Here is a 25,439-nt window from a genome sequence, read left to right on the forward strand (position 1 = left end):
TGTCGATCCTCCGCCAGCCCGGCGCCGGCACGACGATAGCGGAAATCGCGCCCTGCTCAACCTGCCTCGATGGCGAGTGTGAACCCGCCGCGCTACAATTTGGCCGGCGCTTCGGCCTGGGCGTTGGGCGACGGCGCCACGCGGCAGTTCTCAGCTTTCGGCACCGACTTGCAGATGCCGGGACCCGTCAGCGCATCCACCGACTGGGGCCCGGTCGTCAGCCCGACCTCCAGCATCATATCAGGGTCGAGCTCACGCTCGGCGAAACGGTCCTGAAGCGCTGTGAACAGACGGGGGCTGATCGCCATCTCATTCAGATACGTCTTCACCAATTGCTTCTGTCCCATCAGGTAGAAGCTGAGTCGCGCCTGGGGGCCGACAAACCGTCTGGCGCCACCGGCCAGCATGAGCGCGCAGGCCGAATCGCAGTCGGCTCCGGCGTCGAAGCTCAGCCCGGCATAGATGCCGTCCTCGACCGGGTCACCGATATCGGTGCGGCCAACGGCGACGTCGAGCTTCTTTTCATGGATGATCCGTCCGGTCGCCAGAGCGCTGAACAAGTCTCCGCCTCGTGAGCTGATCACCACGGGCAGCCGCCGGTTGCCAAGCGTGTCGAGTAATTGGCGCAATTTTTGCGGTGTCTGAGGCGTGATCGCGCCTTGCGCAGAAATCCATTGCGGACACTGCGGCGTGCAATGCTGGTCGCTGCCGCGGACCACGACAAAGCTCATATCCACACGAGCCGCTGCGGGGTCCGGCAAAGGCTTTGTGACAGCGGCGGGCTTGGCTGCCACATTCGCGAGCTTGACTGCGACCGTCGTGGCAGCGACCGGCGGCGTCGGCTTGCCTGCCGGTCCAGGCACTTCCCGGCAGTTCGGAGCCGGCGGGTCGAACATGCACAAACTTGCTCTGGTAAACAGCTCAAGAGTGTCCGTGCTGGTCGCCAGTTTCATCGTCAGCATATCGTGGAGGCCGATCTGCCTGATGTCGCTCGCCGGCGTCGCCTTCATCAAGTCCAGCACGCCCTGCCCGATACCCATCTCTCGGAGATAGGCCGAGATCTTTCTCGCGTACCCCTTGCTCATCTCATAGGTCTTGTAGCTTTCACCTTGAGTGACCGTTTGCGTGGTGACCCGATATTTTTTGCCCCGTTTGACGCGATATGTGGTCCGGTAGTGCGTTGTGGAGGGGAACCAGGTGGTGGTGATCTGATGAACACCCAGATAGTTCCAGCCGCCGGCCACGCGGCGGACGCCACCGGCAAACATCAGCGGACAGGCGGAGTTGCAGCTGGCGCCATCAGACGCCCGGCCGAGATAGGCGGAACCTTTGCCGTAACTAAAACCACAACCATCCGTCCCGGGCCAACAGTCGGAAAACTCGGTCTTGCCTACGGCGATATCGAGCTTGTTCTTGCGGATTATCCGGCCAAGTTCGAGCGCTGCATTGACGTTGCCGCCAAAGGAATTGACGATGATGGGCAGTTTGCGGCTGCCAAGCTTCTTCAAGGTACGCTTGAGCAAGGCTGGCGTGCCGGCTGAGATGTCGCCTTCGGCGGAGATCCACTCCGGACAATTGGGCTCGCAGCCAGGTGCGCTGCTGCGCGTGACGACAAACTGCATCTCCGAGTGATCGTCGGTCCATATCGTCGGATCGGTCGGATAGAGCACTCCCTGCAGAGGGGGTACTGTCTGCCATGTCCCGGGGGAGGCATCCTCGGCCTTCGCGGCGAAGGCAGCCATCGCCATCGCGGCCACCGTCGACAGCCGGACCAGCCCGCGCCGCCACCGTCCCACAGTGTCTGAACGTTGTCCCAAAACCACGCCCGGCAAACCCCTCAATGCAATCCATAATAGTTGCGGCGACGGTGCTTGCAATAGCTTTGAAACAATCGTGCAATACTTGTGCCGCGCAACGCCGGAAACAAAAAGGCAGCCCCAAAGACCGCCCTTTTCCTGGTCCATCCGGCTGACACCGGCTCGACTATTTCTCGATGGTGATGACGACGCCGGCACGACGGTGCGGCCGCCTTCACGGAAGGCGAAGCAAGGCTTCTCTTCCATGACGATAGGCGCGATCAGCCATTGGACGACGGCACCACGCGGCAATTCTCAGGTTTCGGCGCCGATCTGCAGATGCTGGACCCCGTCAGCGCATCCACCGACTGGCGCCCGGTCGTCAGGCCGACCTCCAGCATCATGTCGGGTTCGAGCTGACGCTCGACCGAACTGCCCTGGAGCGCCCGGAACAAAGCGGGGCTGATCGCCATCTCGTCGAGGTAGGATTTGACCGCCTGCTTCTGCCCCATCAGATAGAGGCTGAGCCGCGCCTGGGAACCGACAAGCCGCCTGGCGCCACCGGCCAGCATGAGCGCGCAGGCCGAATCGCACTCGCCGTCGCCATCGACGCTCAGCCCGGCATAGGCGCCGTCCTTGGCCAGGCAATTCCACTCTGCCGGGTCGCAGCCGACGAAATCGGTGCGGGCAACGGCAACGTCGAGCTTCTTTTCATGGATGATCCGGCCCGCCGCCAGGGCGCCGGAGAGGTCTCCGCCTCGCGAGCTGATCACCACCGGCAGCCGCCGGTTGCCAAGCGTGGCGAGCAATTGGCTGAGTTTCTGCGGCGTCTGGGGCGTAATCGCGCCTTGCGCTGCAATCCATTCCGGGCAGTCGGGATTGCAGAGCGGGTTGCTGCCGCGAACCACGACAAAGCGCATGCCGTCATCGTGCGGCGCGCTCTCCGGCTTCACCGGCAGCGGCGCAGCCTTTGCCACGTCCGGCAGGCCGCCGGCTGGCTTGTTCTCCGGTATCTCCCGGCAATTCGGAGCCGGAAGGTTCAGCCTGCACAGGCTTGCGCTGGTCAGCAGATCTGCAGCGTCTTCGCTGGTGACCAGCTTCATTGTCAGCATGTCGCTGAGGTCGATCTGCTGGATGTCGCTGGCCGGCGTGCTCTTCATCGTCTCGATAATGCTGAGGTCGACACCCATCTCCTTGAAATAGGCGGACAGCTTGCGCTCCACCCCCTTGCTCATCTCGTAGGTCTTGTAGCTGCCGGTGTTCTTGCGGCTGACGACCTTCTTGCTGATGACCCGCTTCTTGCCTTTCACGATCCGGTAGCGGACCTGATATTGCACGTTCATCTGCACGATCGTGGTGGTGATCTGGTGGACGCCGAGATAGGCCAGCGGCCCGACCAGGCGCCTGGTGCCGCCGGCCAGCATCATTGGACAAGCGGACGCGCAATAGCTGCCGAGCACATAGGGGCTGCCGATATAGTGCGCGCCTCTGGCGTCGTTCTCCTTGCAGTTTTTCATCCCCGGCTCGCAGCCGACGAACCACGTCCTGCCGACCGCGATGTCGAGCTTGTTCTTGCGTATCATCCGGCCCATGGCGATGGCCGCATCGACATCGCCGCCCGGAGAGTTGATGACGATCGGCAATTTGCGGCCGCCGAGCGTTTTCAGGGCAGCCTTGAGCAGCGCCGGCGACTTGGCCGATATGGCACCCTCGGCCGATATCCATTCCGGACAGGTCGGCTCACAGCCCGCCGCGTCGCTACGCACGACGACGAACCGCATCGGCGGATCCGGATCCGGCTCTGAATTTTTTGTCTCGGCCGCGAAGGCGGCGCTGCCCACGGCAAGCATCGACACCAGGCAGATCAGCCCCAGTGCCAACCATGGCCGACTATGCAAACGGTGCTGTGGAACCATCCGACCAAGCCCTCAACCCAATCTATACTGTAGAGGCTCACAGACTTGCAACAGAGATTGGGACCCCAAACAGGCACATCTGGCCAACGAAAAAGGGCGGCCCGAGGGCCGCCCCTATCCGTTTCGATCCGGCGATGCCGGGCTCGATTACTCTTTGATGGTGACGACGATGCCCGCACCGACGGTGCGGCCGCCTTCACGGATGGCGAAGCGCAGCTTCTCTTCCATGGCGATCGGCACGATCAGCTCGACATCGACCGTGATGTTGTCGCCGGGCATAACCATTTCCGTGCCTTCCGGCAGCGACACGATGCCGGTCACGTCGGTCGTGCGGAAGTAGAACTGCGGACGGTAGTTGGTGAAGAACGGCGTGTGACGGCCACCTTCGTCCTTGGTCAGGATGTAGGCTTCGGCCACGAACTTCTTGTGCGGCTTCACCGTACCGGGCTTGGCCAGAACCTGGCCGCGCTCGACGCCTTCACGATCAACGCCGCGCAGCAGCGCGCCGATGTTGTCGCCGGCCTGGCCCTGATCGAGCAGCTTGCGGAACATCTCGACGCCCGTGCAGGTCGTCTTGGTCGTCGGGCGGATGCCGATGATTTCCAGTTCCTCGCCGACCTTGACGATGCCGCGCTCGACGCGGCCGGTCACGACCGTGCCACGGCCCGAGATCGAGAACACGTCTTCGATCGGCATCAGGAACGGCTTGTCCAGCGGACGAACCGGCGTCGGGATATAGGCATCGACCGCAGCCATCAACTCGCGGATCGCATCTTCGCCGATGGTCTTGTTGGAATCTTCCAGAGCAGCCAGCGCCGAACCCTTGACGATCGGAATGTCGTCGCCGGGGAACTCGTTCTTCGACAGAAGCTCGCGAACCTCGAGCTCGACCAGTTCGAGCAGCTCGGCATCGTCGACCTGGTCGACCTTGTTCAGGAACACCACGATCGACGGCACGCCGACCTGACGGGCAAGCAGGATGTGCTCGCGGGTCTGCGGCATCGGGCCGTCGGCGGCCGACACCACCAGGATCGCGCCGTCCATCTGCGCAGCGCCCGTGATCATGTTCTTCACATAGTCGGCGTGGCCGGGGCAGTCGACATGGGCGTAGTGGCGCGCTGCCGTCTCGTATTCGACGTGCGCCGTCGAAATCGTGATGCCGCGGGCCTTCTCTTCGGGCGCCGCATCGATCTGGTCGTAGCGCTTGTACTCGCCAAAATACTTCGTGATCGCCGCCGTCAGCGACGTCTTGCCATGATCGACATGGCCAATCGTGCCAATGTTCACATGAGGCTTGTTACGCTCGAATTTACCTTTTGCCATAGTCTCTTTCCTTGGACGGCCTTGACCTTCAGTTCAGTCGAATGCGGGGCGATTAGCGACTACGGCCGAAAAACACAAGTGCCTTGTGGCCGGGTGCGCTGTCCACTCGGTCTCAACCGATGATCCGATTGCGGGATGTGGCGCTGATATAGGAACGCGCGAGCGGAAATGAAATGGGGGCTGCGGGCTCCAGCACCTGTTTGCTATTCCCGCCCATGTCCTGTCCCGCCCATGTCCTGGCCTTTGCCTGCCGGATGTGCAGCCGGCGCCTGGCCCATTGCCGCTACGGCGGCGGTCTGATTTGGTTGCCCCATGCAATTCATACCGACCTCCATACGCGGCCCGCTGTTCATGATCGTTTCGACGGGGTCGTACCTCGTCAACGACACGATGATGAAACTCGCGACCGCGGGCTTGCCGTCCTATGAAGTGCTGTTCCTGCGCGGGGTCGCGGCCACGCTATGGGGCATGCCGCTGCTGTTCCTGCTGGGCTATGGCAGGCAGATTCCATTGATCTTCGACAAACGCGTGCTGCGCCGCAACCTGCTCGAGCTGGCGGCCATCCTTTGCTACGTCGTGGCGCTGGCCAACATGCAGATCGCCGATTCGACCGCGCTCGGGCAGATCACCCCGCTTTTGATGCTGGTCGGCTCCTCCATCCTGTTCGGCGAACGGATCGGCGGCGTGCGCATGGCGCTGATCGGGCTCGGCTTCATCGGTGCGCTTATGGTGGCCCAGCCGACCATGCAGGGCATCTCGGTCTATGCGTTGCTGGCGCTCGGCAACGCGGCATTGGCGGCGGCGCGCGATCTTGCCGGCAGGCGGGTCGCGGCCGAGGTGCCGGGCATGATCGTCGCCATTTCCGCCGTTGTGGTGGTGCTGATCGGCGCGGGCGCCGCGCATCTCGTTTCCGAGCGCTGGGTCATGCCGGAAGCCCGGCACCTGCTGCTCATGGCCGGCGCCGGATTCTTCCTGATCTTCGGCCATTTCTTCATCTTCATGGCCTATCGCGTCGGTCCGACCGGCGTGGTGGCGCCGTTCTACTACTGCTTCACCGTCTGGGCGGTCATCTCAGGCGTTCTGGTGTTCGGCCAGTTCCCGAATGCCCTGGCGGTCTGCGGCATCCTGCTGGTGGTCGCGAGCGGGCTGACCATCGTCTCGCTTGATGAACGCAAGCGCAGGCTGACCGTCGTCGCCTGACCTTCAAGTCAACGCGTCGAAGCAGGTTTGGCCGACCTGCGGTCGGCCAGTCGGCAGACTGGCGCCTAAAGCGTTCGCTTGCCGGAGAACTGGTGATAGGCCCACAGCACGACCACCGCGCCGATGATGGCGACGATCAGGCTCCAGATGTTGAGGCCGGTCACACCCGTGGCGCCAAAGGCGCTGAAGATCAGCCCTCCGACGATGGCGCCGACAATGCCGAGCACGATATCCATGATCAGGCCCTGGCCGGTCTTGTTGACGATCTTGCTGCCGATAAAGCCGGCGATGACGCCGAGGATGATCCAGCTGATAATGCCCATTTTTCCTCTCCATTCCCCGCCCGCCGATCATGGTCACATGATTGTCAAAAGCTCAAGCCAACTTGAAATTCCGCCCGCATGGTCCATTGTAGCCGGCGGGACGGGCTTGGTCGTTATGGAGGATTGACCTATGGGACTTTTTGACAACGCCGTGCCCGGCGGCAACATCACCAAACCGCTGATGATCGCGCTCGGCGCGCTGCTGGTGGGAAAGATGCTGAGCGGCAGAAGCGCCGAACAGACGAGTGCCGAAGAGACGGGCGAGCCCGCCCAGCCTCAAACGCCAGCCCCCACCGGAACCACGGCCTCAGGCGACGGCGGCCTGCTTGGCGGACTGGGCGGACTGCTCGACAAGCTCAAGAATGCCGGCCAAGGCAATGTTGCTGACTCATGGGTCGGCACCGGGCAGAACCAGCCGATCAACGCCAATGATCTGGGCAAGGCGATCGGCCCGCAGGTCATTCGAGAGATCGCGCAAAGGACCGGACTGGACGAGCAGGAGTTGCTCAAGCAATTGTCCACAGCCCTGCCCGGCATTGTCGACAGACTGACGCCGAACGGACAGGTGCCGCAGCAACACCAGGTCGCGTCCGCTTTCAACAGCTAGACTTCTGCGCCTGCATCACGCGCAAACACGCCCGGCACCGCCTTGCGGCTGTCGGGCGTTGCTCCGACCAGCGCGGCGAACCGCCTGGCAGTCGACGCATCGACCGGCGTGTAGACGGAAACCGAGAAATCACTGTCGCGGCCGCCCGGCTGCAGCGTGGCGAAATCGAAGGACATCGCGCCGGCGACAGGGTGCCGGATGGATTTCCGCCAGATCGGTGGCTCGGCGATGTCGCGGCTGTTCCAGCACGTGGCGAACGCTTCGCTTGCCGCTTCCAGTGACGAAACCAGCGCAGCCAGCACCGGATCGCGAGTCATGGCGACAGTGGCAAGCCGGAACTGCGCCGCCGCCGAGCGCGAAACCTCCGGCCAGTCGACAAAGCGCTGCCGCCATTCCAGGTCGAGAAACAGCCGGGCGAGCAGGCTGCCGGACCACTCATCATCCGTCTCGAAATCCCCAAGCAGCACCGCCGCCGGATGGTTACAGGCGACGACCTGCCAGTAGCGATTGACGACATATGCCGGGTGCGGCGCCAGCCCGTCGAGCAGGCTGAGCAACGGCGCGCTGGGCAGGCCTTGCGCGCCGAGCCGGTTTCGCCAATCGAGATCGGGCCGCGCCAATTGGAAGAGATAGGCCTGCTCCGACCGGCTCAGTCTCAGCACCCGCGCCAGCGAGCGAAGCACCTGCGGCGACGCGTTCACCTCCCGTCCCTGCTCGAGCCAGGTGTACCAGGTGGTGCTGATCCCCGCCTCGGCGGCGACCTCTTCGCGCCTGAGGCCCGGCGCCCGGCGGCGGCCATTGGCGCCATCGATCCGCGGCAAGCGGTCCCGCCGCTCGCGCAGGAAGCGGGCAAGCTCGTCGTGCCGTGGGCCGTCGTATGGCATGCAGTCACCTCCGATACCAGTATAAGCTATAGTCTTGTACTACTTTAAAGGAAAGCTAGGTTGCGGGCGATCGAACATCAGCCCACGGGACTTCGACAATGAATGCGCTCAATGAAATCCGTCAGATCGACTACACCGTCATCTTCGCCCGCGACATGGCCGCCATGCGGCACTTCTACGGGGATGTGATGGAATTTGAGCTGAAGCGCGAGCTTAGCGAACGCTGGATCGAATACCGAGTCGGCTCCAACACGCTGGCCTTGACCAGCCTCGGCATGATGTTCAACGATACGCCGCAGCAGCGGGATGCGCTGTCGCTGCAGATGGCATTCCGGGTGGCGCCGGAGATGGTGGCGGCCTGCGCCGAGGCGCTTCAGGCCAAGGGCGTGCAGCCGGTCCTGCCGCTCACCGACCAGGTCTGGGGCCACAGAACAGTGTTCTTCCGCGATCCCGACGGCAACGTCGTGGAGATATTCGCTGAGATCTAAGCGGCAACCGTCAACGGTATCGCTTAAAACGGAAGGTCTTTGTTTCGTTCGGCTTCGATCTTATCGATCGCCGCTGCCAGACCTGCAACTGTTTCAGAAAAACAACCTGCTAGGCGGCTTAGATATTCTACCGTGAGTATGTTTAAGACGTTGCCCTCGGAGTCGCGGCCATTTCGATGGACGCAGTGGTGGCGACTTTGAACCGACTGCAGGATCATATCGCGTTGAGCCTTGTCCTTTGGCAGCAGGTGATGGCCAATAGTCACCCGCAGCAAACCATTGAGGAAGTCAAAGCGGTGGAATTGCGTCTTTCGGAGCTGCGCAACGACCATATCGCGGACCAGAGTCGGTTCAGACGCCACTTTCTTCAAGGATACTTGCTGTTCTTTTAAGTCCGGATGCCATTCTACGATGGCTTTGGCGACCTCAGCATCATCGAAGGCAAGCTTGATGACCGCGTCAGATAGGTAAGCTTCGAGGATTGAGAAGAGTTGCACGAGAAGCATTCGGTTGACGGCTGCGACACCTGATTTTTTGTCAGCTATCACCTGCAGCAAACCGCTCCAGTCGTGAATCGCTTGGTCGAATATCTCGCGCGGGTGAGGCTCCGGCTGCAGGTCTTCGAGCCAATCGTCATAAGAATAGTCAATGCGCTCGATTTTGGCCTTTTTGCTTGGATCGTCGGTGAGATGAGCATCCCAACCCGATAGGTGAGCAACTATCGTGACCGGAAACTCGGCGCCACATGTTTCACATTCTATTTCGATATCGCCTGTTGTCACGGCTTCCGATGCTGATTCCGCCGAAAGGTCCGGACCGGGCACTTCATCAGGCCAAGCTTCGGCGGGCACCCCGCAAATTGGGCAATGCGCGACGATGTGGAATTCGCCTTCGATCATCAAGGGCCAACACTCACTCAGAGTAAACTGTATTCGTGCATAGCTACAGAAAATTGAACCGTAGTATACGTCCCAAATGGGACCCGGAAGCACGCATGAAGAACCTTCCGCAGGAATATGCTCCCCTCGTGTTCCGGCGCGCCTTTGTAAGGATATTAGCGGATGAACCTCAGCCCTGGGCCTATAGCGTTCGTAGCGACCTCACGCTGATCAGAAGAACACGTACCGTAGCCGATTAGGCTGAGAAGCGAGCAAAGTTTTTGCAAGGTTCTGCCAATGGCGACGGCTAGATGATTTCGGGGAGTTTGGAGCGGGTAGCGGGAATCGAACCCGCATATTCAGCTTGGAAGGCTGCTGCTCTACCACTGAGCTATACCCGCATCGTCCTCAAGGTTCGCGGGCTGGCAGTGGTGGAGAGGGTTGGATTCGAACCAACGTAAGCTAAGCTAACGGATTTACAGTCCGTCCCCTTTAACCACTCGGGCACCTCTCCAGCCTGCCGTCGAAGCCTTGCAACGAGGCATTCTCGCCGATCAGGTCGAAACCAGGGTTTTGTCCGAAATCAGCGAAGCGCCTTATGGCGGCAAGGCCAGTGGGTGTCAACCGCACCGCAAGGCAAAATGCGCTGATTTTGACAGCTCACCCGGCAAGCCGGCTTTCTGCCTGTATCCATGGCCCGGCGACGCGGCTATAGAAGCCGGCCATGAGCAATGACAACACGTCCAAGACCGCCAAAGACACCCACTACGCCAAGCTGCGTCGCGCTCATCGCGACGAGAAGGCCGGCGGCGCGCCTGCCTTCCGGCCGCGCCAGCCGGTGCCGCCGGGCGAGAACGCCGCCGACGGGCTGGTGCGGCTTTATGGCCTGCACACGGTGCGCGCCGCGCTCGACAATCCGCGCCGGCGGATCAGAAAGATGTTGGTGACGCGCAATGCCGCCGAGCGGCTGGCGATCGCCGACCTCGCCGCTTTGCCGTTCAAGGCCGAACTGGTCGAGCCGAAGGACATCGACAAGATCACCGGTTCGGACGCCGTCCACCAGGGCGTGCTGATCGAGGCCGAGCCGCTGAAGCCCAAGCGCCTTGACGCGCTCGGCGATACCAAACTGGTGCTGGTGCTCGACCAGGTCACCGACCCGCACAATGTCGGCGCCATCCTGCGCTCGGCGGTCGCCTTCGGCGCCGGTGCGCTGATCACCACGGCCCGCCACAGCCCGCAGGAATCCGGCGTGCTGGCCAAATCCGCCTCCGGCGCGCTGGAACATATCGACCAGGTCGAGGTGAAGAACCTCGCCGACGCGCTGGAACAGCTGCACGAAGCCGGCTTCCAGACCATCGGCCTCGATTCGGACGGGCCGGCCGAACTCGAAACGAGTTTTTCAGGCGAAAAGATAGCCCTGGTGCTCGGCGCCGAAGGCAAGGGCCTGCGCCAGAAGACGCGCGAGACGGTGACGACACTCGCCCGCCTCGACATGCCCGGCGCCATCCGCTCGCTCAACGTGTCGAACGCCGCGGCGGTGAGCCTTTATGCGGCACGGAAGTTCCTTGGAAAGTGAATAGTGAATGCTGAATGGAAAGCGTTCTTACCGTCACCGTTCACTATTCACCCACTTCATGCCCCGCCATCCGCTCCAGCGCCCGCACCAGCGCCGAATGATCCTCTTTCGCCCCGCCATTCGCCGCGCACGAGTTGAACAGCTGCTGCGTCGTCGAGGTGTTGGGCAATGAGACGCCGAGCGCCTTGGCGCCTTCCAGCGCCAGGCTGAGATCCTTCTGGTGCAGTTCGATGCGGAAGCCCGGCGCGAAGGTGCGCTTTATCATGCGCTCGCCATGCACCTCGAGGATGCGCGATGCCGCCAGCCCGCCCATCAGCGCCTGCCGGACCTTGGCGGGGTCGGCGCCGGCTTTTGCGGCAAAGACCAGCGCCTCGGCGACCGCCTCGATGGTCAGGGCTACGACGATCTGGTTGGCAACCTTGGTGGTCTGGCCGACGCCGTTCGGGCCGACAAGCGTGACGTTCTTGCCCATCTTTTCGAACACGGGCTTGGCGCGCTCGAACGCCTTGTCCTCGCCGCCGACCATGATGGTCAGGGACGCCGCCTTTGCGCCGACCTCGCCGCCCGACACCGGCGCGTCAAGATAGTCGCAGCCGAGATCGTTGATTTTCTTGGCGAAAACCTTGGTCTCGATCGGCGAGATCGAGCTCATGTCGATGACCAGCTTGCCCTTGCTCAGGCCGGAAGCGACACCGTTCTCGCCGAACAGCACCTCGGCTACCTGCGGGGTGTCGGGAACCATGGTGATGACGATATCCGCGGCCTTCGCCACTGCCGCGTGGCCGGTGATGCTTCTCAAGCCCTTGGCGACGAGATCGGCCGGCGGCTTCGAGCGGTGGTCGCTGGCAATGACGGCGTAGCCGGCATCCAGGAGATGCCCCGCCATCGGCGCGCCCATGATGCCAAGGCCGATGAAGCCGATGGTTTCCATTGTTTTCTCCTTTGTTGAGGCTGAGTTCCTTCGCGCCCCCTCTGGCCTGCCGGCCATCTCCCCCACTTGTGGGGAGATCGGCAGTTTCGGCGCCTCGCTCACCCTGCAATGTTGGGGAGCGAAAGCCGGATGACGTCCGATCTCCCCACCTGTGGGGGAGATGGCCGGCAGGCCAGAGGGGGGCGCGAAGGAACGCGACTTCAATCGTAACAGCTAAGCCGCGGCACTCCCCTGCCCGTTAAGCTCCCGAAACCACCCCAGCCCAGCCTCCGTCCCCGCCTTCGGTTTGTATTCCGCTCCGACCCAGCCGGAATAGCCGATCCTGTCGATATGCTCGTAGAGGAAGGGATAATTGATCTCGCCCGTCCCCGGCTCGTGACGGCCGGGATTGTCCGCAAGCTGGATATGCGCGATGCGGCCGAGGTTGGCCTCGATGGTACGGGCGAGATCCCCCTCCATGATCTGCATGTGATAGATGTCGTATTGCAGGAACAGGTTCTTCGAACCGACGCGCTCGATCAGCGCCAGCGCCTGCTCCGAATAGTTCAGGAAAAAACCCGGTATGTCGCGCGTGTTGATCGGCTCGATCAAAAGCCGGATGCCGGCCTGCTCCAGTTTCTCGGCTGCAAACGCGAGGTTCTCGGCTAAAGTATTTTCCAGCACCGAACGATCCACGCCCTGCGGCGCGATGCCGGCGAGGCAATTGACCTGCTCGCAGCCGAGCGCATGGGCATAGCTGATCGCCTTGGCGATGCCTTGCCGGAATTCCGGCGCGCGGTCGGGCAAAACCGCGATGCCGCGCTCGCCGTTGCCCCAGTCGCCGGCCGGGAGGTTGAACAGCACCTGTGTCAGGCCGTTCTTCTTCAGCCGGGCCGCGACCACGTCAGGCGTATGATCATAGGGGCCGATATATTCGACGCCCTTGAAGCCGGCGCGGGCTGCGGCATCGAAGCGATCGAGGAACTCATGCTCGCCAAAGAGCATCGACAGATTGGCTGAAAAACGCGGCATTCTTTTTCTCCTTCTTCTGCTTGGCCCTAGGCGTGTTGAGATTCAGGTCGGGCAGAGTCGAAAACGGTGACTTTCGAAAACCGGAGCGGAACGTACTTTCTGTACGTGAGCACCGGAAGCGCAGGAAGGCGCCGTTTGCAGGCCTGTCTCACCTGAATATCGGCGCGCCTAATCGAGCAACACAATCGCCGTTGGCGCATCCTCATGGCTTTCGGCAAGGTCCTCGAATTCGGTGATCTTGTCGATTTCCGTGCCCATGGAAATGTTGGTGACGCGCTCGAGGATGAATTCGAGCACCACCGGCACCTGGTATTCCTTCATCAGCCGCTGCGCTTCCTTGAACGCGCCGGCGAACTCTTCCGGTTTGCGCACCCGGACCGCCTTGCAGCCCATCGCTTCTGCGACCGCGACATGATCGACGCCGTAGCCGGCCTCCGGATCGTTGGCGCGGTTGACGTTCTCGAAGGCCAGGCTCACCTCGAAATCCATCGCAAAACCGCGCTGCGCCTGGCGGATCAGGCCGAGATAGGCATTGTTCACGACGACATGGATATACGGCAGTTTGTGCTGTGCGCCGGCCGCCAGTTCCTCGATCATGAACTGGAAGTCGTAGTCGCCCGACAGCGCCACGATGGTGCGATCCGGATCGGCGGCGCGCACGCCAAGCGCTGCCGGCAGCGTCCAGCCGAGCGGGCCGGCCTGGCCGCAATTGATCCAGTTGCGCGGCTTGTAGACATGCAGGAACTGCGCCCCGGCGATCTGCGAGAGGCCGATCGTGGTGACGTAGGTGGTGTCACGGCCGAACGACTTGTTCATCTCCTCATAGACGCGCTGCGGCTTCAGCGGCACCTGCTCGAAATGCGTCTTGCGCTTCATCGTCTTCTTGCGGGTCTGGCATTCCTTCGCCCAGCCCGACCAGTCGCGCAGCTTTCCTGCCGTCTTCCATTCGGTGGCGACGTCGAGCAGCATCTTCAGTGCCGCACCGGCGTCCGAGACGACGCCGAGATCCGGCGCGAACACCCGGCCGATCTGGGTCGGTTCGATGTCGACATGGATGAATTTCTTGCCCTTGGTGTAGACATCGACCGAACCGGTGTGGCGGTTGGCCCAGCGATTGCCGATGCCAAAGACGAAATCGGCTTCCAACATCGTCGCATTGCCGTAGCGATGCGAGGTCTGCAGCCCGCACATGCCGGCCATCAGCCGGTGGTCGTCGGGGATCGCGCCCCAGCCCATTAGCGTCGGGATGACCGGCACGCCCGTTATCTCGGCAAATTCGATCAACAGATCCGACGCATCGGCGTTGATGATGCCGCCGCCGGCGACGATCAGCGGCTTTTCCGCGGCATTGAGCATCGCCAAGGCCTTTTCGGCCTGGGCGCGCGACATTGCCGGCTTGAACGGGACCAGCGGTTCATAGGCATCGATATCGAATTCGATCTCGGCCAATTGCACGTCGACCGGCAGGTCGATGAGCACCGGGCCCGGTCGCGACGAGCGCATCAGGTGAAATCCCTTCTGCAGCGCCATCGGCACGAGATAGGGCTCCATGACCGTGACCGCCCATTTGGCGACGGGTGCGGCTATGGCGGCGATATCGACCGCCTGGAAATCCTCCTTGTTGAGCCGTGCCCGCGGCGCCTGACCAGTGATGCACAGGATCGGGATGGAGTCCGCCGCCGCCGAATAGAGCCCGGTGACCATGTCGGTGCCGGCCGGGCCCGACGTGCCGATGCACAGCCCGATATTGCCTGATTTAGCTCTCGTGTAGCCCTCGGCCATATGCGAGGCCGCCTCGACATGGCGCGCCAGGATGTGGCGGATCGAGCCCCTCGCCTTCAGCGCCGAATAGAACGGATTGATCGCCGCGCCCGGCACGCCGAAGCCGCAGGAAACGCCTTCCTTTTCGAGAACGAGAACCGCTGCATCTACAGCGCGCATCCTGGCCATGTCCAGCCTCCGCAAATTGTTGGTCGACCGACAATGCCAGTATGGTTTTCATTTTTCAATTTTTTCAGAATAATTTTTCATTTCTAGAAAACGGCTCCTGTCCACTGATTTCGCTGGCTTTTCCGTTTTTCATGAATCCGGGCACCAGAATCTGTGAAAAAGTTTTTCATTGCGATTTCGGCGAAACCGGCGACAATGCCGCCATGGAAACCAGCGAAAAACGCCAGCGCGGCCGGCCGCGCGCTTTCAACGGTCCGTCCGAGGCCGGTTCTGTACAGTCGCTGGACCGGGCCTTGCGCATCCTGGCCATCGTCGCTGAAGGCAGTGGCCTGTCGCTGAGCGAGATTTCGGCGCGTAGCGAGCTCGCGGCGTCCACCGCCTACCGCATGCTGACGACGCTGCAGAACCACGGCATGGTCGAGTTCGATACATCGGACCAGCTGTGGTCGATCGGCGTCGAGACCTACCGCATGGGTGCCGCCTTCCTGCGCCGCCGCAAGCTTGTCGACCGGGCCCGCGTGGTCATGCAGGAATTGATGGAGAAGACCGGTGAAACCGCCAATCTCGGCGTCGCCGAGGACGATTGCGTCGTTTTCGTCAGCCAGGTCGAGACCCATCAGGCGATCCGCGCCTTCTTCCGCCCGGGCACGCGCAGCTCTTTCCATGCCTCGGGCATCGGCAAGGCGGTGCTGGCGCAGCTCGAGCCGGAACGCGTCGCCGCCATCCTGCGCAAGTCGGGCCTGCAGCGCTTCACCGACAAGACGCTGTCCGACATTTCGGCGCTGGCCCATGACCTGGCTGTCATCAAGCACCGTGGCTGGTCGGTCGACGACGAGGAGCGGCATCCCGGCATGCGCTGCGTGGCCGCCGCCATTTTCAACGAGTTCGGCGAGCCGATCGGCGGTGTCTCGGTCTCCGGACCGACGGTGCGGGTGACGATGGAGCGGCTGGACGAGATCGGGCCGCTGGTGCGCGACGCCGCCGCTGAGGTGACGAGGATGATCGGCGGGTTCCGATCATAATGCGGAGAACGCTTCAGCTTTTGCTCGCCGCTTCACTGTGCGGATGCGTGGCGACGGCGCCCGAACCCGCCCCTGTCTCCCAGCAAGTCAGCGAGATTCCGATCTCGCTCGCTTTGGAGGAGACAATCACGATCGGCATTCGCCAGCATTTGCAGGATCCTGTATCCGCCAAATTCGGGACGATGCGCGCCGGCGAGCGGACGCTCAACGGCCGCCGGGAAATCGTGGTCTGCGGCCATGTCGCCGCGAAGTCATCGTCCGGTGGTCATACAACAGACCAACCGTTCGCCGCCAAGATCTATCCGGATGAAGGAAGCAGCTTCGAACTCATCGCCATGGGCGATCAATCGCTGAATGCGAGCGGTGGTGTTGTCGGCACCTGCCATGCAGCCGGATTACCGATCTCCAAACCGTAGCTGACACTGCCACGCGCTCAAATGTAGGAAAGAGGGGCTGCGTACAGCCCCTCCTTCTTGTGGGGAGCCTCCTCTTAGAGGCGGCAATAGTGGCGGTAGCCGTCATAGCCGACATAGGTGTCGGAGTACGGATCGTAGCTGGCGTAGCGATTGGCGCAGCGGCGGACGTGCCAGGAACCACCCTCGTCGTCGACATAGACGGTGCGGGGCTGCTGGTTGAGCAGGCTGCCGAGCACGAAGCCGCCGACGCCGGCGGCGATGCCGATGCCGATTTCGCGGTTGTGGTGATGGCTGTGGGCGGCCGAGGGCTGGACGGTGCCGACCAGCGAGGTGGCGGCGACGGTGCTGGCGATGAGGGCAGAAGCGATTTTGCGCGTGAACATGACGATCTCCTTGTTTCGTTGCGAGAGGCGATCCATCCGCCTCTTGATCATCTGTCGTTTCGGCGCGGAAAAAGGTTCGAAAGAATTTGGGATTTTCTTGAAGGCCGGAAATCAGCCGATGGAAACCAAGATCTGATCGATCGAGCGCTCAACGCAAAAAAGGGCGGCCGAAGCCGCCCTTCCGCGAGGCAGGTCGTCTCGCTCAAAGGAAGATGATCACCTTGCCGTGGTGATGATGATGCTTGTGGTGATGGTGCTTGTGTTGATGGTTCCACCACCAAGAGGGCTTGTCGTGGTGCTTGTGATGGTGGTGATGATGGCTGTGAGCGGAGGACGACTGCACGGTACCGGCGAGCGCGCCGGTGGCGACGAAGATGGCGACCAGGCCCGAAGTAAGACTGCGCTTCAACATGATGATCTCCTTGATCGAGGCGACCATTCGCCTCTGGAGATCAGTCGCGGTGACGTGGTGAAAGGTTCGAGGTTTTGAGCGAGTAGTGAGTAGTCAATGGTCCGAAAGGCGTTCGCCCATTCACCATTCACCATTCATCCCCATCCCAGTCACATGCCGCAGCCAAAACGCCATCGCGATAAAACCGACGATGGCGGCGATGCCGGTCCAGTCGACATTGGCGCTCTTCACGTCCCTGATGAGCTTTACCGCAAGCAGCCAGGCAATGACGACAAGCGGCAGGATGATGACAAGTCTGATCATGCGACACCCCGTTCGATGCGTTTGCACCTGAGAGATATGTAGGGATCGCATTGGCGGTTTTCAGCATGGCGGCCCGCCCACCTCGGCGGGGTCCATTAGCGATCGAAAACGGAGTTTTGTCTTTACTGGCGCACGAAATATGCTAACCGGAGCGCCGTGCCCTTGTAGCTCAGCTGGTAGAGCAGCGGTTTTGTAAACCGAAGGTCGGCGGTTCGATTCCGTCCGGGGGCACCAGAAAGCCAGCGGAAGACCGCAGAAACCTTGGGTTTCCTCAGATGCGGTTGACGAGTTGGTACAGAAAACGGTACAGAAGCCTCAACGCAACGGGGCTTCATGATGGCTATTCCACACCTCTCAAAATCGAAGAACGGGCACTACCGCTATCGCCGCGCGGTGCCAGAAGCCATGCGCGAAACCATTGGCCTCCTTGAGATCAAAAAGGCCTTGGGCTCCGACTACGCCACGGCCATGAAACGCTATGGCGAGGTTCACAAGGAAACCGAGCGCCTATTTGAGAACGCCAAGAACGCCCCCGAACCGACTGACCGTGACAAGGTCCTCAGGGCCCTTAAGCAAGCCGGTGTTTCCCGGCAGCAGCTGGAAACCATTGTCTCTGGCCTTGGCTGGGGAACTGACGTGCAGGGGCTGGACGGTATTTGGCATGGGATGGTCAATGAGTATGAAGCGGCTGAGGCAGTCGGTCAGAAACCCAAGGTGTCCCTTGAGGTAATCCGCGCGATAGGCGAGCAGCGGCTTCCACCCGAAACCTATACCGCTGCGTCTGCCCTTTCGTTCTATCTCGACAGCAAGCGCGGCTCCGATGCATCGAAGAACAAGCAGCTTGAGAACCACATCAAGAACCTGCAGTCGAGAATGATCGTCGTCCTCGGCAAAGAAGCGGTGACCAAGCGACCCCTTGAGAAGTTCAAACGAGAGGACGCCCGCAAGCTGAGGGATGCGCTGCTCGCCCAGCTAAACCCGAACTCCGTCCGCCGGATGTTCAACATGCTTCGCGCGGCCATCAACAAGACGATCCGAGAGTATGACCTCGACGCCAAGAACCCGTTGGAAAAGCTGGAGATCAAGGGGGCAGCAGCCAGCCGTGAAGATCGCTACCCCTTCACCGAGGACGATTTGAAATCTCTCGGACCCGTTATGGTGAAGGGGCCGGAAGATGCGCTCGGCATTCTCTGGACTATCCTTCGCGACACCGGCGCTCGCAATTCAGAAATCTGCCGCCGCAAGATCTCAGAGGTCGACCTAGAGAATGGCTCCATCGCAATCCCGGTAGGCAAGAGCAAGAACGCGGTTCGTATTGTGCCCCTGTCACCATCCGCCCTGGCGGGAGCGAAGTTCCTCGCCACAGACAAACCAGCAGATGCCTTTCTGTTTCCTTCGTATGCTACCGGACGGCAGACGGATAGCGCCTCTCAGGCCCTCATGAAACGGCTCCGCACTGTGATCAAGGACGAAAAGAAAGTGGTCTACAGTCTGCGGCATCGGCTCAAGGATCGCCTCCGGGACACCGACTGCCCCGCCGATATCCAAGAGGAAATCATGGGGCACGACGCTCAGAATGTGGCCAAGAACTATGGCAGGGGATATTCGCTCGACAAGAAGCGGGCTTATCTGGAGCGGGTATGGTCCGCCACGCCCGTTTAACAGCGTGGTAATAGCTGCCATCCGGGCTGATTAAGGCCTCATACATGGGAACGCCGCAAGGAATTACCCGCTCATAAGGTACATAGAAGCCGAGTATTAGCGACAGCTTGTATAGGTGAACGATTACCCGCTCATAAGGATACATGCGAACGACCTCGCTTGCGTGTCCTCGTCCTTCTCCCTTGTGTCCCCTGTTTTTGTCTCGGTGGTGCATCCTGTATCGCCGGGGCACTCCATCTATATCCTGCGTCAATTGACGTACTCTCCACAACATCTAGGCCTTCATGACCTATACCGCAGAGATTGCCGCTTCTGTCGAAGCTATGCGTTCCGCCCCTAAGGGCACCTCACTTGCCTCGAAGTTCTCCACCACCCGCATGGGGCACCAAAGTCGCCATGCACCGCTGCCTGTACGCTACACTCGGACAGCCCGAAAGCTGGCTCATTATGGTGCCATGACTCCGGAGGGCTGCTTACTGCGAGACCTCCAGCGAGCCCGCGACAACCACCGGCTCAACGTCGACGGGATCAAAGCCGTCCTTGGTACCCTCTGGTCCTTCCGGCTCCTCGGGTGGCTCCCATCGGACACGAACTATCTGGAGTACGACCAGATTGTGGAGATCGTGGCCAGCGGCACCCGCCGCCCTCGGGCAACCCAAGACCTCATGCCAGAGTGGTTCACCCGCCGACATTCTGCCGATGAACTAACGGCCTTTCGGGACGGCAAGGGCGCATAGCGTTTCCTTGAGTCTCCGAGCGAGCCTGAGAGGCATTCGGGTTTTCCCAACTCCCTTGCACCGCCCCCCAATCAATCAACTCAGGACGGCCCTACCGCCCCGAGAAAGGCATTCCCATGAACATGCACACCACCGGCCTCAGCCGCCGTCGCAATTCCGTCATCGCTGCAGCCGCCGCCAAGCGTGACAGCGCCGAGTTCAATCACAAGGCGATCAAGGCGCTCGCTGCCAGGGGCATCGGTCGTCCTGCCGCTGCGGAACTCCTGGGGCTATCCGAGGGGACCGTCAGACGCCTTCAGTACACGCCGTCTCCTGCTTACGATGCTGAGCTACGCGAGCGAAAAAAACATCGTGAGCCATCCACCCGCTTCCTGTCCGATGCCGATTTTGCGTGGGAGCAATCGATGCGCGGGAGCCGTGGCGACATGCGGGCCGCTGTCCAAGACTTTCTAGCGGACTTGTCGAGCCGTCGCCTCACGCAAGGTGATGTGGCCAAGTTGCTGAGCATCTCACAACAGGGGGTATCAAGGCACGTCAAGAGCTTGTCGAGATGAGGTTACGTATCCAACACCAAAAAACGCAACGAAAACCGTAATAGGCAACGAAATCAACGACATGATCTACAACTTAGCTATTATAGGGAAACTCAAGCCCCCTTCTGGCGGTATAAGTCGGCAAACCCATAGCTGAGACGGCTTCGCCGTTCATGGGATAAACGACCGTGCTGCCAGCTTCGCTTGGCGGGAGACAAGATTGACAGTCATCAATGATGATCATTCTAATTTGGTCCCCTCATTAATAGATAGCTCGGGGCCTATCGCTTGCCCCATGAACGGACGAGGTCCGTCCCACCATGGGCTCACCGATAGATATCCCGAGTTACACCACATCCAACCAAAGGGCATCGCCATGTGCGATATCGGATTAATCCTCGGCCTCACCGCCGGGGCCGCAAGTGCTGCCAGCGAGGCAGCTACCGCGAGCAAGAAACAAGAGATTGCTCTCTCCAACTACCAGCTTGACCAAGCGGCCAACGAACGCGAGTTCATCGTAAAAACCAATGCCGCCAACAAGGACGGCTATCAGGCAACGCTCGAAGGGGACCGCGCGAAGTCCCTCGCAGTCGCCTCGGGCTCTGGGATGACCGGCAGCACCACTGGCCTTCGAGTAGCCGAACAGTCCCGCCAGTCCGCATTGTCCATAGCCAACGCCAAGGACCAGCGCGACGGTGCCGTGGCGAACTATGTCATGGCTGGCAAGTCCCAGCAGATACAGACCCAGAATGCCGTCAACAGCCTCAAGCCCAACCCGATGTCATCGTTCCTCGACGTCGCGACATCCGGCCTCAAGAACTACGGCGCTTTCCAGTAACCCCAAGGAAACCTATGGCATCTCCCGTCACTCGGGGACACCCGCGCGACTGGCGTGTGGGCGTACAATCATCTGACCACGGCTACCAGTTGCGTTGCCGCCAAGTCCTCAACGAAACCCGACCCTGCGACTGTCCCGGCTGCACTCGCAATCGTTCCGGCGTCTCCCGCTACTGCGGACCCCACCGGGATGCAGCGAGTTCTCGGGGTGACCCACTCGCCCGCCTCCCCGCTCGAAACGAACTGGCCATCTTCAAAAAGGCCATCGGCATCTACATGCAAACGGACCCCAAGTTCGCCGCGCGTGTCGCCTTCGACCTGAGGTCCCTTGAGCGTCGGATGACGCTGCCGCAGTCGTTCTGCCTCAGTGTCGCGGACCTCCACCCGAAGCTGCCGCAGATCGCCAAAGCCAAGGGCCTCCTGGCCAACTGGCAGCACAAGGAACGGCGGACCTATACCGAAGCTGTCGTCCACGCCGTCGCCCTGATCGGGTGGATGCAAGTCTACTTCCATACTGGCCCTGCCGGGGGCCTCTGGGATAACCGCGAGCGGTTCCTTGAGACCCGTGCAGGTGCCCTCATGGGCGACTTCCGCAAGACCATCGGCCCCACCACGCTCATCAAGAAGGCCTCGGGGGCAACCCACAGGCGCCTCGGCCACGACCTCATCCGCAACGCCACCCACGTCTACGGCAAGGCCTTCTGGTCCTCGGCCGTCTCCACCAACGACGGTCAGCCTATGACCATCCTCGACTACACCAAGCGAGCCCTGAAGGCCGCTGCATTGCTTTGAAGGAAAACCCCTATGTCTTACTCATCCGATGACGGCATGATGCGAATGCCCAATCCCATCGACCCCCAATCCGGCTGGACCGATCGTTGCGAAAACCCCGGCTATGCCAGCGGCTCTGCGCCCGGTCCCGCCCCCGAGGGCAAAGTGTTCATCCCCGGCATGAACACCTATGTCGACCTCGACATTGCCGAACAACTTGGCCTCACCGGTCCTCAGGGAAACTCCACTGCCCCGCTCCCTGCCGCCTTAGACCCCCGCGCCGTCCCAGCCGGTCACGACCCGCTCGAAGACATCGACATCGAGGAACTGTCCGAAGCGGACCTTGAGGCCCTCCAGCAGGAACTCGAGATCGAGACCGATCAGGAGTCCGGGCCATCGGAAACCTTCGACGCCATTGCCGATTGCTTTGACCCCGCCGCGCTTGACGATGGTCTCAACGCCATGGTTGCCACAGGCGACTTTGAGGACACCCTTGGGCGTCTTTCCGATGCCACCGGCTTGGACGCCGCCACAGCGTCAAACCTGATTGAAACGACGGTGATGGAAACCGCTCCGGTTGCCTCCGAGTACATCGGCGGGGATCGCTGGGACGCTCTCGTCTACGCGGCGTCCCGCACCGATGACCCGTTCGCCCGGCGCATCGTGACTGACATGGTTGCTGGCAATCTGGGGTCGAGACTGGCGGGGGCCTACGACCTCTGGTTCCAGTCGCTGCCTGACGCTGACGGCTGACCCATGCTGAACATCACCGTTGCCCTTTACGTCGCCTCGCTGTGCGGCCTCTGCCTCTACTCATTCATCTAAAAAGGAATAGCCACAATGGCCAAGAAACCAGTGACCCGCGAGGAACTCCTCGCCCAACTCGAAACCCTCGACAACTCCACCGAAGTCGGCAAGCTGACTGCCGAGGTGTCTCGACTGACCAAGGATAACGCCTCGCTGGTCTCCCAACGGCGGGAGCTGGAGCGACAGCTTAAGCAGGAACGTGACACGGTTCAGACCATTCGTGACGCGCTACGCACCGTGGACGTCCCGCAGCGCAGGTATGGAGATGATCGCCCAGGCTACGCTGAGATGCAGGAAGCCGCCGCGCGGTCTAGCCGTATGGCAATGGCCGAAGTCCAAGTGGGCATCCATAGTGGCACCCATGATCCCGCAACGGGCTTGCCCTATACCGCCGACACCAAGCCACAGCGCGTGTTGGCCGCAGGGGCACCCAAGGTGACCAAGTCAGAAATGGAAGCGTTCTTCCCGGCCCTCAGCGGCCCCGACGTGGACGTGACTGTCGCCGCCGACGACATGCTCGAAAGTAAACTAGGCGAACTCAAGACCGCCTTGGAAATCGCCAGCGGCAACTAAGGGCTATCGAGTTTCCCGCGCTTCCCCCATCTCCGCTCTCGTATCTCACATCCGATCTGATGGGATCGGGGGGCGCGGGTTGCCTCAGGTGCCCATGCGTTTCGTGCAGTCAGCGCATGGGCACCGGGTGGTTGATCTATCGTTGGAAAGCCTTGGCCAGCTTCGCCCGCTTCCTCAGGATGTAGAAGGCGTTGAGAATGACCTCATCATCCTCTTTCTCAGATGCCGACAACTTCTCCTCGAATTGCGCTTCCTCAACATGGAAATCCTCCGCCTTCGACGGCATGTTAGCCCATCCCCAAGCACACGCGTCCCAATGGCTTTCGCAAGGGACGACGCGCTGCCCGATGACTTGGCCCTGTTTTCCAAAGAATACGATCTTAAAGTTCGTCATGGTCTCGGCTTTCCAATCTGGCTTGATTGCCGATGCCCATTTTTCACACATCCAACGCTCAATACAGACAGCTACCGCAGAGGCTGCGTAATCGGCGGGAATAAGGTTGACGGTCGGTCTGTCGTCTCTATACCGAGCTTACACTGACGAGCCGTGGGGGTGTCATGGACAACAACGAAACCAATTCTCAGAAATCGCAAAACTCACCAGAGGACGACCGCAAGTCATCCAACGCAGGGACCCTCAAAGAGTTGGAAGACTCCATTGGGCGCATGATGCCACTTGTCGGTCGGGTGTTGGCGTCCGCATGGAATATTCAGATGCGTCTCTTGATAGCGGTCGGTCTGATGCCGTTCGTCCAGAAGTATCCCTGGGTCTTGTTCGCGCTTGCTTTCGTGCTGCTCGCCCTAGTGCTGCCGGTAGGTTTGGCGTTCATCGCAACGGGGATTTCAGCCTTGAACTACAATGTGCGCGCTAAAGATCAATTTCTGGCAGATTTGGAACGGCGCGACTGACGGGTGATTGTGCCTCCGAACATGGCATAGACACTCATTCCATGTCTGGCACTTCACCACCTAAAAAAAGTGTCGTCGGCTCACCATACTCGCCTATCGCCGGGTTTGCTTCCCGCGACCACGCGATCACTCCCACATGTTTTGTCGCTAGAGCTTTCGCAGTCCTGATTGCCCGATCTTCGCTCTGCTGCTCGGCTGGTCCAAACGCTGGATGGAGGTCGCCGCTCTCATCGCGATCAAATGCGGTCACAACGATCAGCTTAGGGGCCTTCTGCTGCGGGAGGATGCTGTCTGACATGTCGATGCTTACCTTCACTCGTTAGTCGGTCTCGCCGCGTCTTCGTCGGTGCCAACCACGGCTGAACCCATAGCTCACGGCAGGTGCCCATAGCGCCACCTCACGCTCCAATGTGGCATTGGCGACAAGAAGCGCCTTCACGGCCTCTCGGGCATCCCCGCCGCATGTCGCAATGACATCATCGGCGGCAAGCTCCCAGTCCGTCGCCGGAGGATCGACTTGCTGTTGCTCGGCTGGCATTACTTTGTCTCACAGGTGTTTCTCACCATCGCCACGATGCTCAAAACAGAACCAATGCGGTGCCTGCTTTGGCTTTGCGAAACCCCAACCGGCATCCCTGCCGCAGCCAGGGCGCTCGCACCAATGATGCTGGATGCCGGGTTCCGTGACGTGTTCTGGCCTTGGAAGCCTGATCTCGTCGCTCGCGTCCGCCATCACCCCAACACTACCGGGGTATCGTCATAGCTGACGGTGGCTACCCCCGGATGCCGGTGGGCGATGGCGAGTATCTTGGTCTCAAGCTCACAGTTGTAGACCATAAGCGCCTTCACTGTCTCAAGCGGACTCTCGTATCGAGCGATCAGCTTCACCGCTTCCGAATGCAGTTCGGCTTTGGCTTCAGCGTCCAAATGCAAAATGCTCACCGCCGTCTCTCCTTGCGGGACGCCGTCCCGAGCGAGCGTCAAGTTGTTCCTGAAGGCGACCGTTGAGAACGATCATTTCCTTGAGTGCCTTCATCACGTCGCCTCTGTGGACGGCTACGAACTTGTCGGCGACCGCTTGAAGAGCGGCCTCTTGGCGGCTGTCGAGCGTTACGATGTGGGCCATAGCGATTGCTCCAAACCCTTTAGATGTCCACAGTGAACAAAAAGAGAACGCAAATGTCAAGAGCG

29 protein-coding genes and 3 tRNA genes are annotated in these 25,439 nt (G+C 61.0%); 14 read left to right on the plus strand and 18 right to left on the minus strand.

Annotated elements, in window-relative coordinates; translation table 11 throughout:
- Window positions 1-92: 92 nt before the first annotated feature.
- The 3 genes from AC3EML_RS21550 to tuf form a co-directional block, all read right to left on the minus strand.
- Window positions 93-1,964, minus strand: a complete 1,872-nt coding sequence (locus tag AC3EML_RS21550; RefSeq protein ID WP_245274250.1) for a COG3904 family protein — start codon at window positions 1,962-1,964, stop codon at window positions 93-95.
- 113 nt (window positions 1,965-2,077) lie between these two features.
- Complete coding sequence (locus tag AC3EML_RS21555; protein WP_488505309.1) at window positions 2,078-3,712, minus strand: COG3904 family protein; 1,635 nt, start codon at window positions 3,710-3,712, stop codon at window positions 2,078-2,080.
- A 147-nt stretch (window positions 3,713-3,859) separates the two neighbouring features.
- Window positions 3,860-5,035, minus strand: coding sequence for an elongation factor Tu (tuf, locus tag AC3EML_RS21560; protein WP_023723394.1), 1,176 nt, complete (start codon window positions 5,033-5,035; stop codon window positions 3,860-3,862).
- Window positions 5,036-5,347: 312 nt separating this feature from the next.
- On the opposite strand from tuf, the gene AC3EML_RS21565 reads away from it, so the two are divergent.
- Window positions 5,348-6,235, plus strand: coding sequence for a DMT family transporter (locus AC3EML_RS21565; protein ID WP_023681464.1), 888 nt, complete (start codon window positions 5,348-5,350; stop codon window positions 6,233-6,235).
- Window positions 6,236-6,300: 65 nt separating this feature from the next.
- On the opposite strand, the gene AC3EML_RS21570 is transcribed toward AC3EML_RS21565, so the two are convergent.
- Window positions 6,301-6,558, minus strand: a complete 258-nt coding sequence (locus AC3EML_RS21570) for a GlsB/YeaQ/YmgE family stress response membrane protein (RefSeq protein ID WP_023688411.1) — start codon at window positions 6,556-6,558, stop codon at window positions 6,301-6,303.
- Window positions 6,559-6,688: 130 nt separating this feature from the next.
- Between AC3EML_RS21570 and AC3EML_RS21575 the strand changes: the two genes are divergently transcribed.
- Complete coding sequence (locus AC3EML_RS21575) at window positions 6,689-7,165, plus strand: YidB family protein (protein WP_023667447.1); 477 nt, start codon at window positions 6,689-6,691, stop codon at window positions 7,163-7,165.
- On the opposite strand, the gene AC3EML_RS21580 is transcribed toward AC3EML_RS21575, so the two are convergent.
- Window positions 7,162-8,049 carry a helix-turn-helix transcriptional regulator gene (locus AC3EML_RS21580; RefSeq protein WP_023688410.1) on the minus strand — a complete coding sequence of 296 codons (888 nt, stop codon included), beginning with the start codon at window positions 8,047-8,049 and terminating at the stop codon, window positions 7,162-7,164. The genes AC3EML_RS21575 and AC3EML_RS21580 overlap by 4 nt on opposite strands.
- A gap of 98 nt (window positions 8,050-8,147) precedes the next feature.
- Between AC3EML_RS21580 and AC3EML_RS21585 the strand changes: the two genes are divergently transcribed.
- Window positions 8,148-8,537: a VOC family protein gene (locus AC3EML_RS21585; protein WP_352520398.1), complete on the plus strand. Its 390-nt coding sequence runs from the start codon at window positions 8,148-8,150 to the stop codon at window positions 8,535-8,537.
- Window positions 8,538-8,560: 23 nt separating this feature from the next.
- Here AC3EML_RS21585 and AC3EML_RS21590 read toward each other — a convergent pair whose 3' ends face one another.
- The 3 genes from AC3EML_RS21590 to AC3EML_RS21600 form a co-directional block, all read right to left on the minus strand.
- Complete coding sequence (locus AC3EML_RS21590; RefSeq protein ID WP_352520399.1) at window positions 8,561-9,436, minus strand: hypothetical protein; 876 nt, start codon at window positions 9,434-9,436, stop codon at window positions 8,561-8,563.
- Window positions 9,437-9,742: 306 nt separating this feature from the next.
- Window positions 9,743-9,816, minus strand: a tRNA-Gly gene (locus AC3EML_RS21595).
- A gap of 28 nt (window positions 9,817-9,844) precedes the next feature.
- Window positions 9,845-9,929 (minus strand) — tRNA-Tyr (locus AC3EML_RS21600).
- 210 nt (window positions 9,930-10,139) lie between these two features.
- On the opposite strand from AC3EML_RS21600, the gene rlmB reads away from it, so the two are divergent.
- On the plus strand, window positions 10,140-10,991 hold the full coding sequence (gene rlmB / locus AC3EML_RS21605) for a 23S rRNA (guanosine(2251)-2'-O)-methyltransferase RlmB (RefSeq protein WP_023681467.1): 852 nt from the start codon (window positions 10,140-10,142) through the stop codon (window positions 10,989-10,991).
- A 43-nt stretch (window positions 10,992-11,034) separates the two neighbouring features.
- Here the strand turns inward: rlmB and AC3EML_RS21610 are convergent, their stop codons facing one another.
- From AC3EML_RS21610 to gcl, 3 genes are all read right to left on the minus strand, one after another.
- Entirely contained in the window at window positions 11,035-11,979 is a 945-nt protein-coding gene (locus tag AC3EML_RS21610) for a 2-hydroxy-3-oxopropionate reductase (RefSeq protein WP_352520400.1), read from the minus strand.
- Window positions 11,980-12,135: 156 nt separating this feature from the next.
- Window positions 12,136-12,933, minus strand: coding sequence for a hydroxypyruvate isomerase (gene hyi / locus AC3EML_RS21615; RefSeq protein WP_023715773.1), 798 nt, complete (start codon window positions 12,931-12,933; stop codon window positions 12,136-12,138).
- Window positions 12,934-13,101: 168 nt separating this feature from the next.
- Window positions 13,102-14,883: a glyoxylate carboligase gene (gene gcl, locus AC3EML_RS21620; RefSeq protein WP_352520401.1), complete on the minus strand. Its 1,782-nt coding sequence runs from the start codon at window positions 14,881-14,883 to the stop codon at window positions 13,102-13,104.
- Window positions 14,884-15,086: 203 nt separating this feature from the next.
- Here gcl and bhcR point away from each other — a divergent pair, with 203 nt between their 5' ends.
- Together bhcR and AC3EML_RS21630 are read left to right on the plus strand one after the other, a co-directional pair.
- On the plus strand, window positions 15,087-15,905 hold the full coding sequence (gene bhcR, locus AC3EML_RS21625; protein ID WP_023667454.1) for an HTH-type transcriptional regulator BhcR: 819 nt from the start codon (window positions 15,087-15,089) through the stop codon (window positions 15,903-15,905).
- Between the two features lie 20 nt (window positions 15,906-15,925).
- The gene (locus tag AC3EML_RS21630; RefSeq protein WP_352563352.1) at window positions 15,926-16,321 is read left to right on the plus strand and encodes a hypothetical protein; all 396 of its coding nucleotides are present in this window, start codon (window positions 15,926-15,928) and stop codon (window positions 16,319-16,321) included.
- Window positions 16,322-16,395: 74 nt separating this feature from the next.
- Here AC3EML_RS21630 and AC3EML_RS21635 read toward each other — a convergent pair whose 3' ends face one another.
- From AC3EML_RS21635 to AC3EML_RS21645, 3 genes are all read right to left on the minus strand, one after another.
- Window positions 16,396-16,704: a BA14K family protein gene (locus tag AC3EML_RS21635; protein ID WP_023667455.1), complete on the minus strand. Its 309-nt coding sequence runs from the start codon at window positions 16,702-16,704 to the stop codon at window positions 16,396-16,398.
- A gap of 202 nt (window positions 16,705-16,906) precedes the next feature.
- Window positions 16,907-17,116, minus strand: coding sequence for a hypothetical protein (locus AC3EML_RS21640; RefSeq protein ID WP_023688402.1), 210 nt, complete (start codon window positions 17,114-17,116; stop codon window positions 16,907-16,909).
- 120 nt (window positions 17,117-17,236) lie between these two features.
- The gene (locus AC3EML_RS21645; RefSeq protein WP_023667458.1) at window positions 17,237-17,419 is read right to left on the minus strand and encodes a hypothetical protein; all 183 of its coding nucleotides are present in this window, start codon (window positions 17,417-17,419) and stop codon (window positions 17,237-17,239) included.
- Between the two features lie 158 nt (window positions 17,420-17,577).
- Between AC3EML_RS21645 and AC3EML_RS21650 the strand changes: the two genes are divergently transcribed.
- From AC3EML_RS21650 to AC3EML_RS21680, 7 genes are all read left to right on the plus strand, one after another.
- Window positions 17,578-17,653: transfer RNA gene (locus tag AC3EML_RS21650), tRNA-Thr, on the plus strand.
- 102 nt (window positions 17,654-17,755) lie between these two features.
- Window positions 17,756-19,081, plus strand: coding sequence for a site-specific integrase (locus AC3EML_RS21655; RefSeq protein WP_352520402.1), 1,326 nt, complete (start codon window positions 17,756-17,758; stop codon window positions 19,079-19,081).
- An 853-nt stretch (window positions 19,082-19,934) separates the two neighbouring features.
- Window positions 19,935-20,372, plus strand: a complete 438-nt coding sequence (locus AC3EML_RS21660; RefSeq protein ID WP_352520403.1) for a hypothetical protein — start codon at window positions 19,935-19,937, stop codon at window positions 20,370-20,372.
- 355 nt (window positions 20,373-20,727) lie between these two features.
- Window positions 20,728-21,189, plus strand: a complete 462-nt coding sequence (locus AC3EML_RS21665; RefSeq protein ID WP_352520404.1) for a hypothetical protein — start codon at window positions 20,728-20,730, stop codon at window positions 21,187-21,189.
- A 338-nt stretch (window positions 21,190-21,527) separates the two neighbouring features.
- Entirely contained in the window at window positions 21,528-21,980 is a 453-nt protein-coding gene (locus tag AC3EML_RS21670) for a hypothetical protein (RefSeq protein WP_352520405.1), read from the plus strand.
- A gap of 12 nt (window positions 21,981-21,992) precedes the next feature.
- Window positions 21,993-22,712, plus strand: coding sequence for a hypothetical protein (locus AC3EML_RS21675; RefSeq protein WP_352520406.1), 720 nt, complete (start codon window positions 21,993-21,995; stop codon window positions 22,710-22,712).
- Between the two features lie 87 nt (window positions 22,713-22,799).
- Window positions 22,800-23,339, plus strand: coding sequence for a hypothetical protein (locus tag AC3EML_RS21680; RefSeq protein ID WP_352520407.1), 540 nt, complete (start codon window positions 22,800-22,802; stop codon window positions 23,337-23,339).
- A gap of 136 nt (window positions 23,340-23,475) precedes the next feature.
- On the opposite strand, the gene AC3EML_RS21685 is transcribed toward AC3EML_RS21680, so the two are convergent.
- Window positions 23,476-23,784, minus strand: coding sequence for a hypothetical protein (locus AC3EML_RS21685; protein WP_352520408.1), 309 nt, complete (start codon window positions 23,782-23,784; stop codon window positions 23,476-23,478).
- A 113-nt stretch (window positions 23,785-23,897) separates the two neighbouring features.
- On the opposite strand from AC3EML_RS21685, the gene AC3EML_RS21690 reads away from it, so the two are divergent.
- Window positions 23,898-24,248 (plus strand): hypothetical protein, encoded by a 351-nt coding sequence (locus tag AC3EML_RS21690; RefSeq protein ID WP_352520409.1) that lies wholly within the window; start codon window positions 23,898-23,900, stop codon window positions 24,246-24,248.
- A gap of 34 nt (window positions 24,249-24,282) precedes the next feature.
- Here the strand turns inward: AC3EML_RS21690 and AC3EML_RS21695 are convergent, their stop codons facing one another.
- From AC3EML_RS21695 to AC3EML_RS21705, 3 genes are all read right to left on the minus strand, one after another.
- Window positions 24,283-24,546, minus strand: a complete 264-nt coding sequence (locus tag AC3EML_RS21695; protein WP_352520410.1) for a hypothetical protein — start codon at window positions 24,544-24,546, stop codon at window positions 24,283-24,285.
- 434 nt (window positions 24,547-24,980) lie between these two features.
- Window positions 24,981-25,190, minus strand: coding sequence for a hypothetical protein (locus AC3EML_RS21700; protein WP_352520411.1), 210 nt, complete (start codon window positions 25,188-25,190; stop codon window positions 24,981-24,983).
- A complete protein-coding gene (locus AC3EML_RS21705; protein WP_488505310.1) occupies window positions 25,165-25,374 on the minus strand; it encodes a hypothetical protein in 210 nt (69 codons plus the stop codon). The genes AC3EML_RS21700 and AC3EML_RS21705 overlap by 26 nt, the downstream gene beginning before the upstream one ends.
- Between the last annotated feature and the right edge of the window lie 65 nt (window positions 25,375-25,439).

Source organism: Mesorhizobium sp. P170090, from assembly GCF_057786115.1.

Bases quoted from the DNA above. Each gene is read 5' to 3' on its own strand.
- AC3EML_RS21550 (WP_245274250.1), bottom strand. From the start codon at position 1,964: ATGGACCAGGAAAAGGGCGGTCTTTGGGGCTGCCTTTTTGTTTCCGGC.
- AC3EML_RS21555 (WP_488505309.1), bottom strand. From the start codon at position 3,712: ATGGTTCCACAGCACCGTTTGCATAGTCGGCCATGGTTGGCACTGGGG.
- tuf (WP_023723394.1), bottom strand. From the start codon at position 5,035: ATGGCAAAAGGTAAATTCGAGCGTAACAAGCCTCATGTGAACATTGGC.
- AC3EML_RS21565 (WP_023681464.1), top strand. From the start codon at position 5,348: ATGCAATTCATACCGACCTCCATACGCGGCCCGCTGTTCATGATCGTT.
- AC3EML_RS21570 (WP_023688411.1), bottom strand. From the start codon at position 6,558: ATGGGCATTATCAGCTGGATCATCCTCGGCGTCATCGCCGGCTTTATC.
- AC3EML_RS21575 (WP_023667447.1), top strand. From the start codon at position 6,689: ATGGGACTTTTTGACAACGCCGTGCCCGGCGGCAACATCACCAAACCG.
- AC3EML_RS21580 (WP_023688410.1), bottom strand. From the start codon at position 8,049: ATGCCATACGACGGCCCACGGCACGACGAGCTTGCCCGCTTCCTGCGC.
- AC3EML_RS21585 (WP_352520398.1), top strand. From the start codon at position 8,148: ATGAATGCGCTCAATGAAATCCGTCAGATCGACTACACCGTCATCTTC.
- AC3EML_RS21590 (WP_352520399.1), bottom strand. From the start codon at position 9,436: ATGATCGAAGGCGAATTCCACATCGTCGCGCATTGCCCAATTTGCGGG.
- rlmB (WP_023681467.1), top strand. From the start codon at position 10,140: ATGAGCAATGACAACACGTCCAAGACCGCCAAAGACACCCACTACGCC.
- AC3EML_RS21610 (WP_352520400.1), bottom strand. From the start codon at position 11,979: ATGGCCGGCAGGCCAGAGGGGGCGCGAAGGAACTCAGCCTCAACAAAG.
- hyi (WP_023715773.1), bottom strand. From the start codon at position 12,933: ATGCCGCGTTTTTCAGCCAATCTGTCGATGCTCTTTGGCGAGCATGAG.
- gcl (WP_352520401.1), bottom strand. From the start codon at position 14,883: ATGGCCAGGATGCGCGCTGTAGATGCAGCGGTTCTCGTTCTCGAAAAG.
- bhcR (WP_023667454.1), top strand. From the start codon at position 15,087: ATGGAAACCAGCGAAAAACGCCAGCGCGGCCGGCCGCGCGCTTTCAAC.
- AC3EML_RS21635 (WP_023667455.1), bottom strand. From the start codon at position 16,704: ATGTTCACGCGCAAAATCGCTTCTGCCCTCATCGCCAGCACCGTCGCC.
- AC3EML_RS21640 (WP_023688402.1), bottom strand. From the start codon at position 17,116: ATGTTGAAGCGCAGTCTTACTTCGGGCCTGGTCGCCATCTTCGTCGCC.
- AC3EML_RS21645 (WP_023667458.1), bottom strand. From the start codon at position 17,419: ATGATCAGACTTGTCATCATCCTGCCGCTTGTCGTCATTGCCTGGCTG.
- AC3EML_RS21655 (WP_352520402.1), top strand. From the start codon at position 17,756: ATGGCTATTCCACACCTCTCAAAATCGAAGAACGGGCACTACCGCTAT.
- AC3EML_RS21660 (WP_352520403.1), top strand. From the start codon at position 19,935: ATGAACATGCACACCACCGGCCTCAGCCGCCGTCGCAATTCCGTCATC.
- AC3EML_RS21665 (WP_352520404.1), top strand. From the start codon at position 20,728: ATGTGCGATATCGGATTAATCCTCGGCCTCACCGCCGGGGCCGCAAGT.
- AC3EML_RS21670 (WP_352520405.1), top strand. From the start codon at position 21,528: ATGACGCTGCCGCAGTCGTTCTGCCTCAGTGTCGCGGACCTCCACCCG.
- AC3EML_RS21675 (WP_352520406.1), top strand. From the start codon at position 21,993: ATGTCTTACTCATCCGATGACGGCATGATGCGAATGCCCAATCCCATC.
- AC3EML_RS21680 (WP_352520407.1), top strand. From the start codon at position 22,800: ATGGCCAAGAAACCAGTGACCCGCGAGGAACTCCTCGCCCAACTCGAA.
- AC3EML_RS21685 (WP_352520408.1), bottom strand. From the start codon at position 23,784: ATGTGTGAAAAATGGGCATCGGCAATCAAGCCAGATTGGAAAGCCGAG.
- AC3EML_RS21690 (WP_352520409.1), top strand. From the start codon at position 23,898: ATGGACAACAACGAAACCAATTCTCAGAAATCGCAAAACTCACCAGAG.
- AC3EML_RS21695 (WP_352520410.1), bottom strand. From the start codon at position 24,546: ATGTCAGACAGCATCCTCCCGCAGCAGAAGGCCCCTAAGCTGATCGTT.
- AC3EML_RS21705 (WP_488505310.1), bottom strand. From the start codon at position 25,374: ATGGCCCACATCGTAACGCTCGACAGCCGCCAAGAGGCCGCTCTTCAA.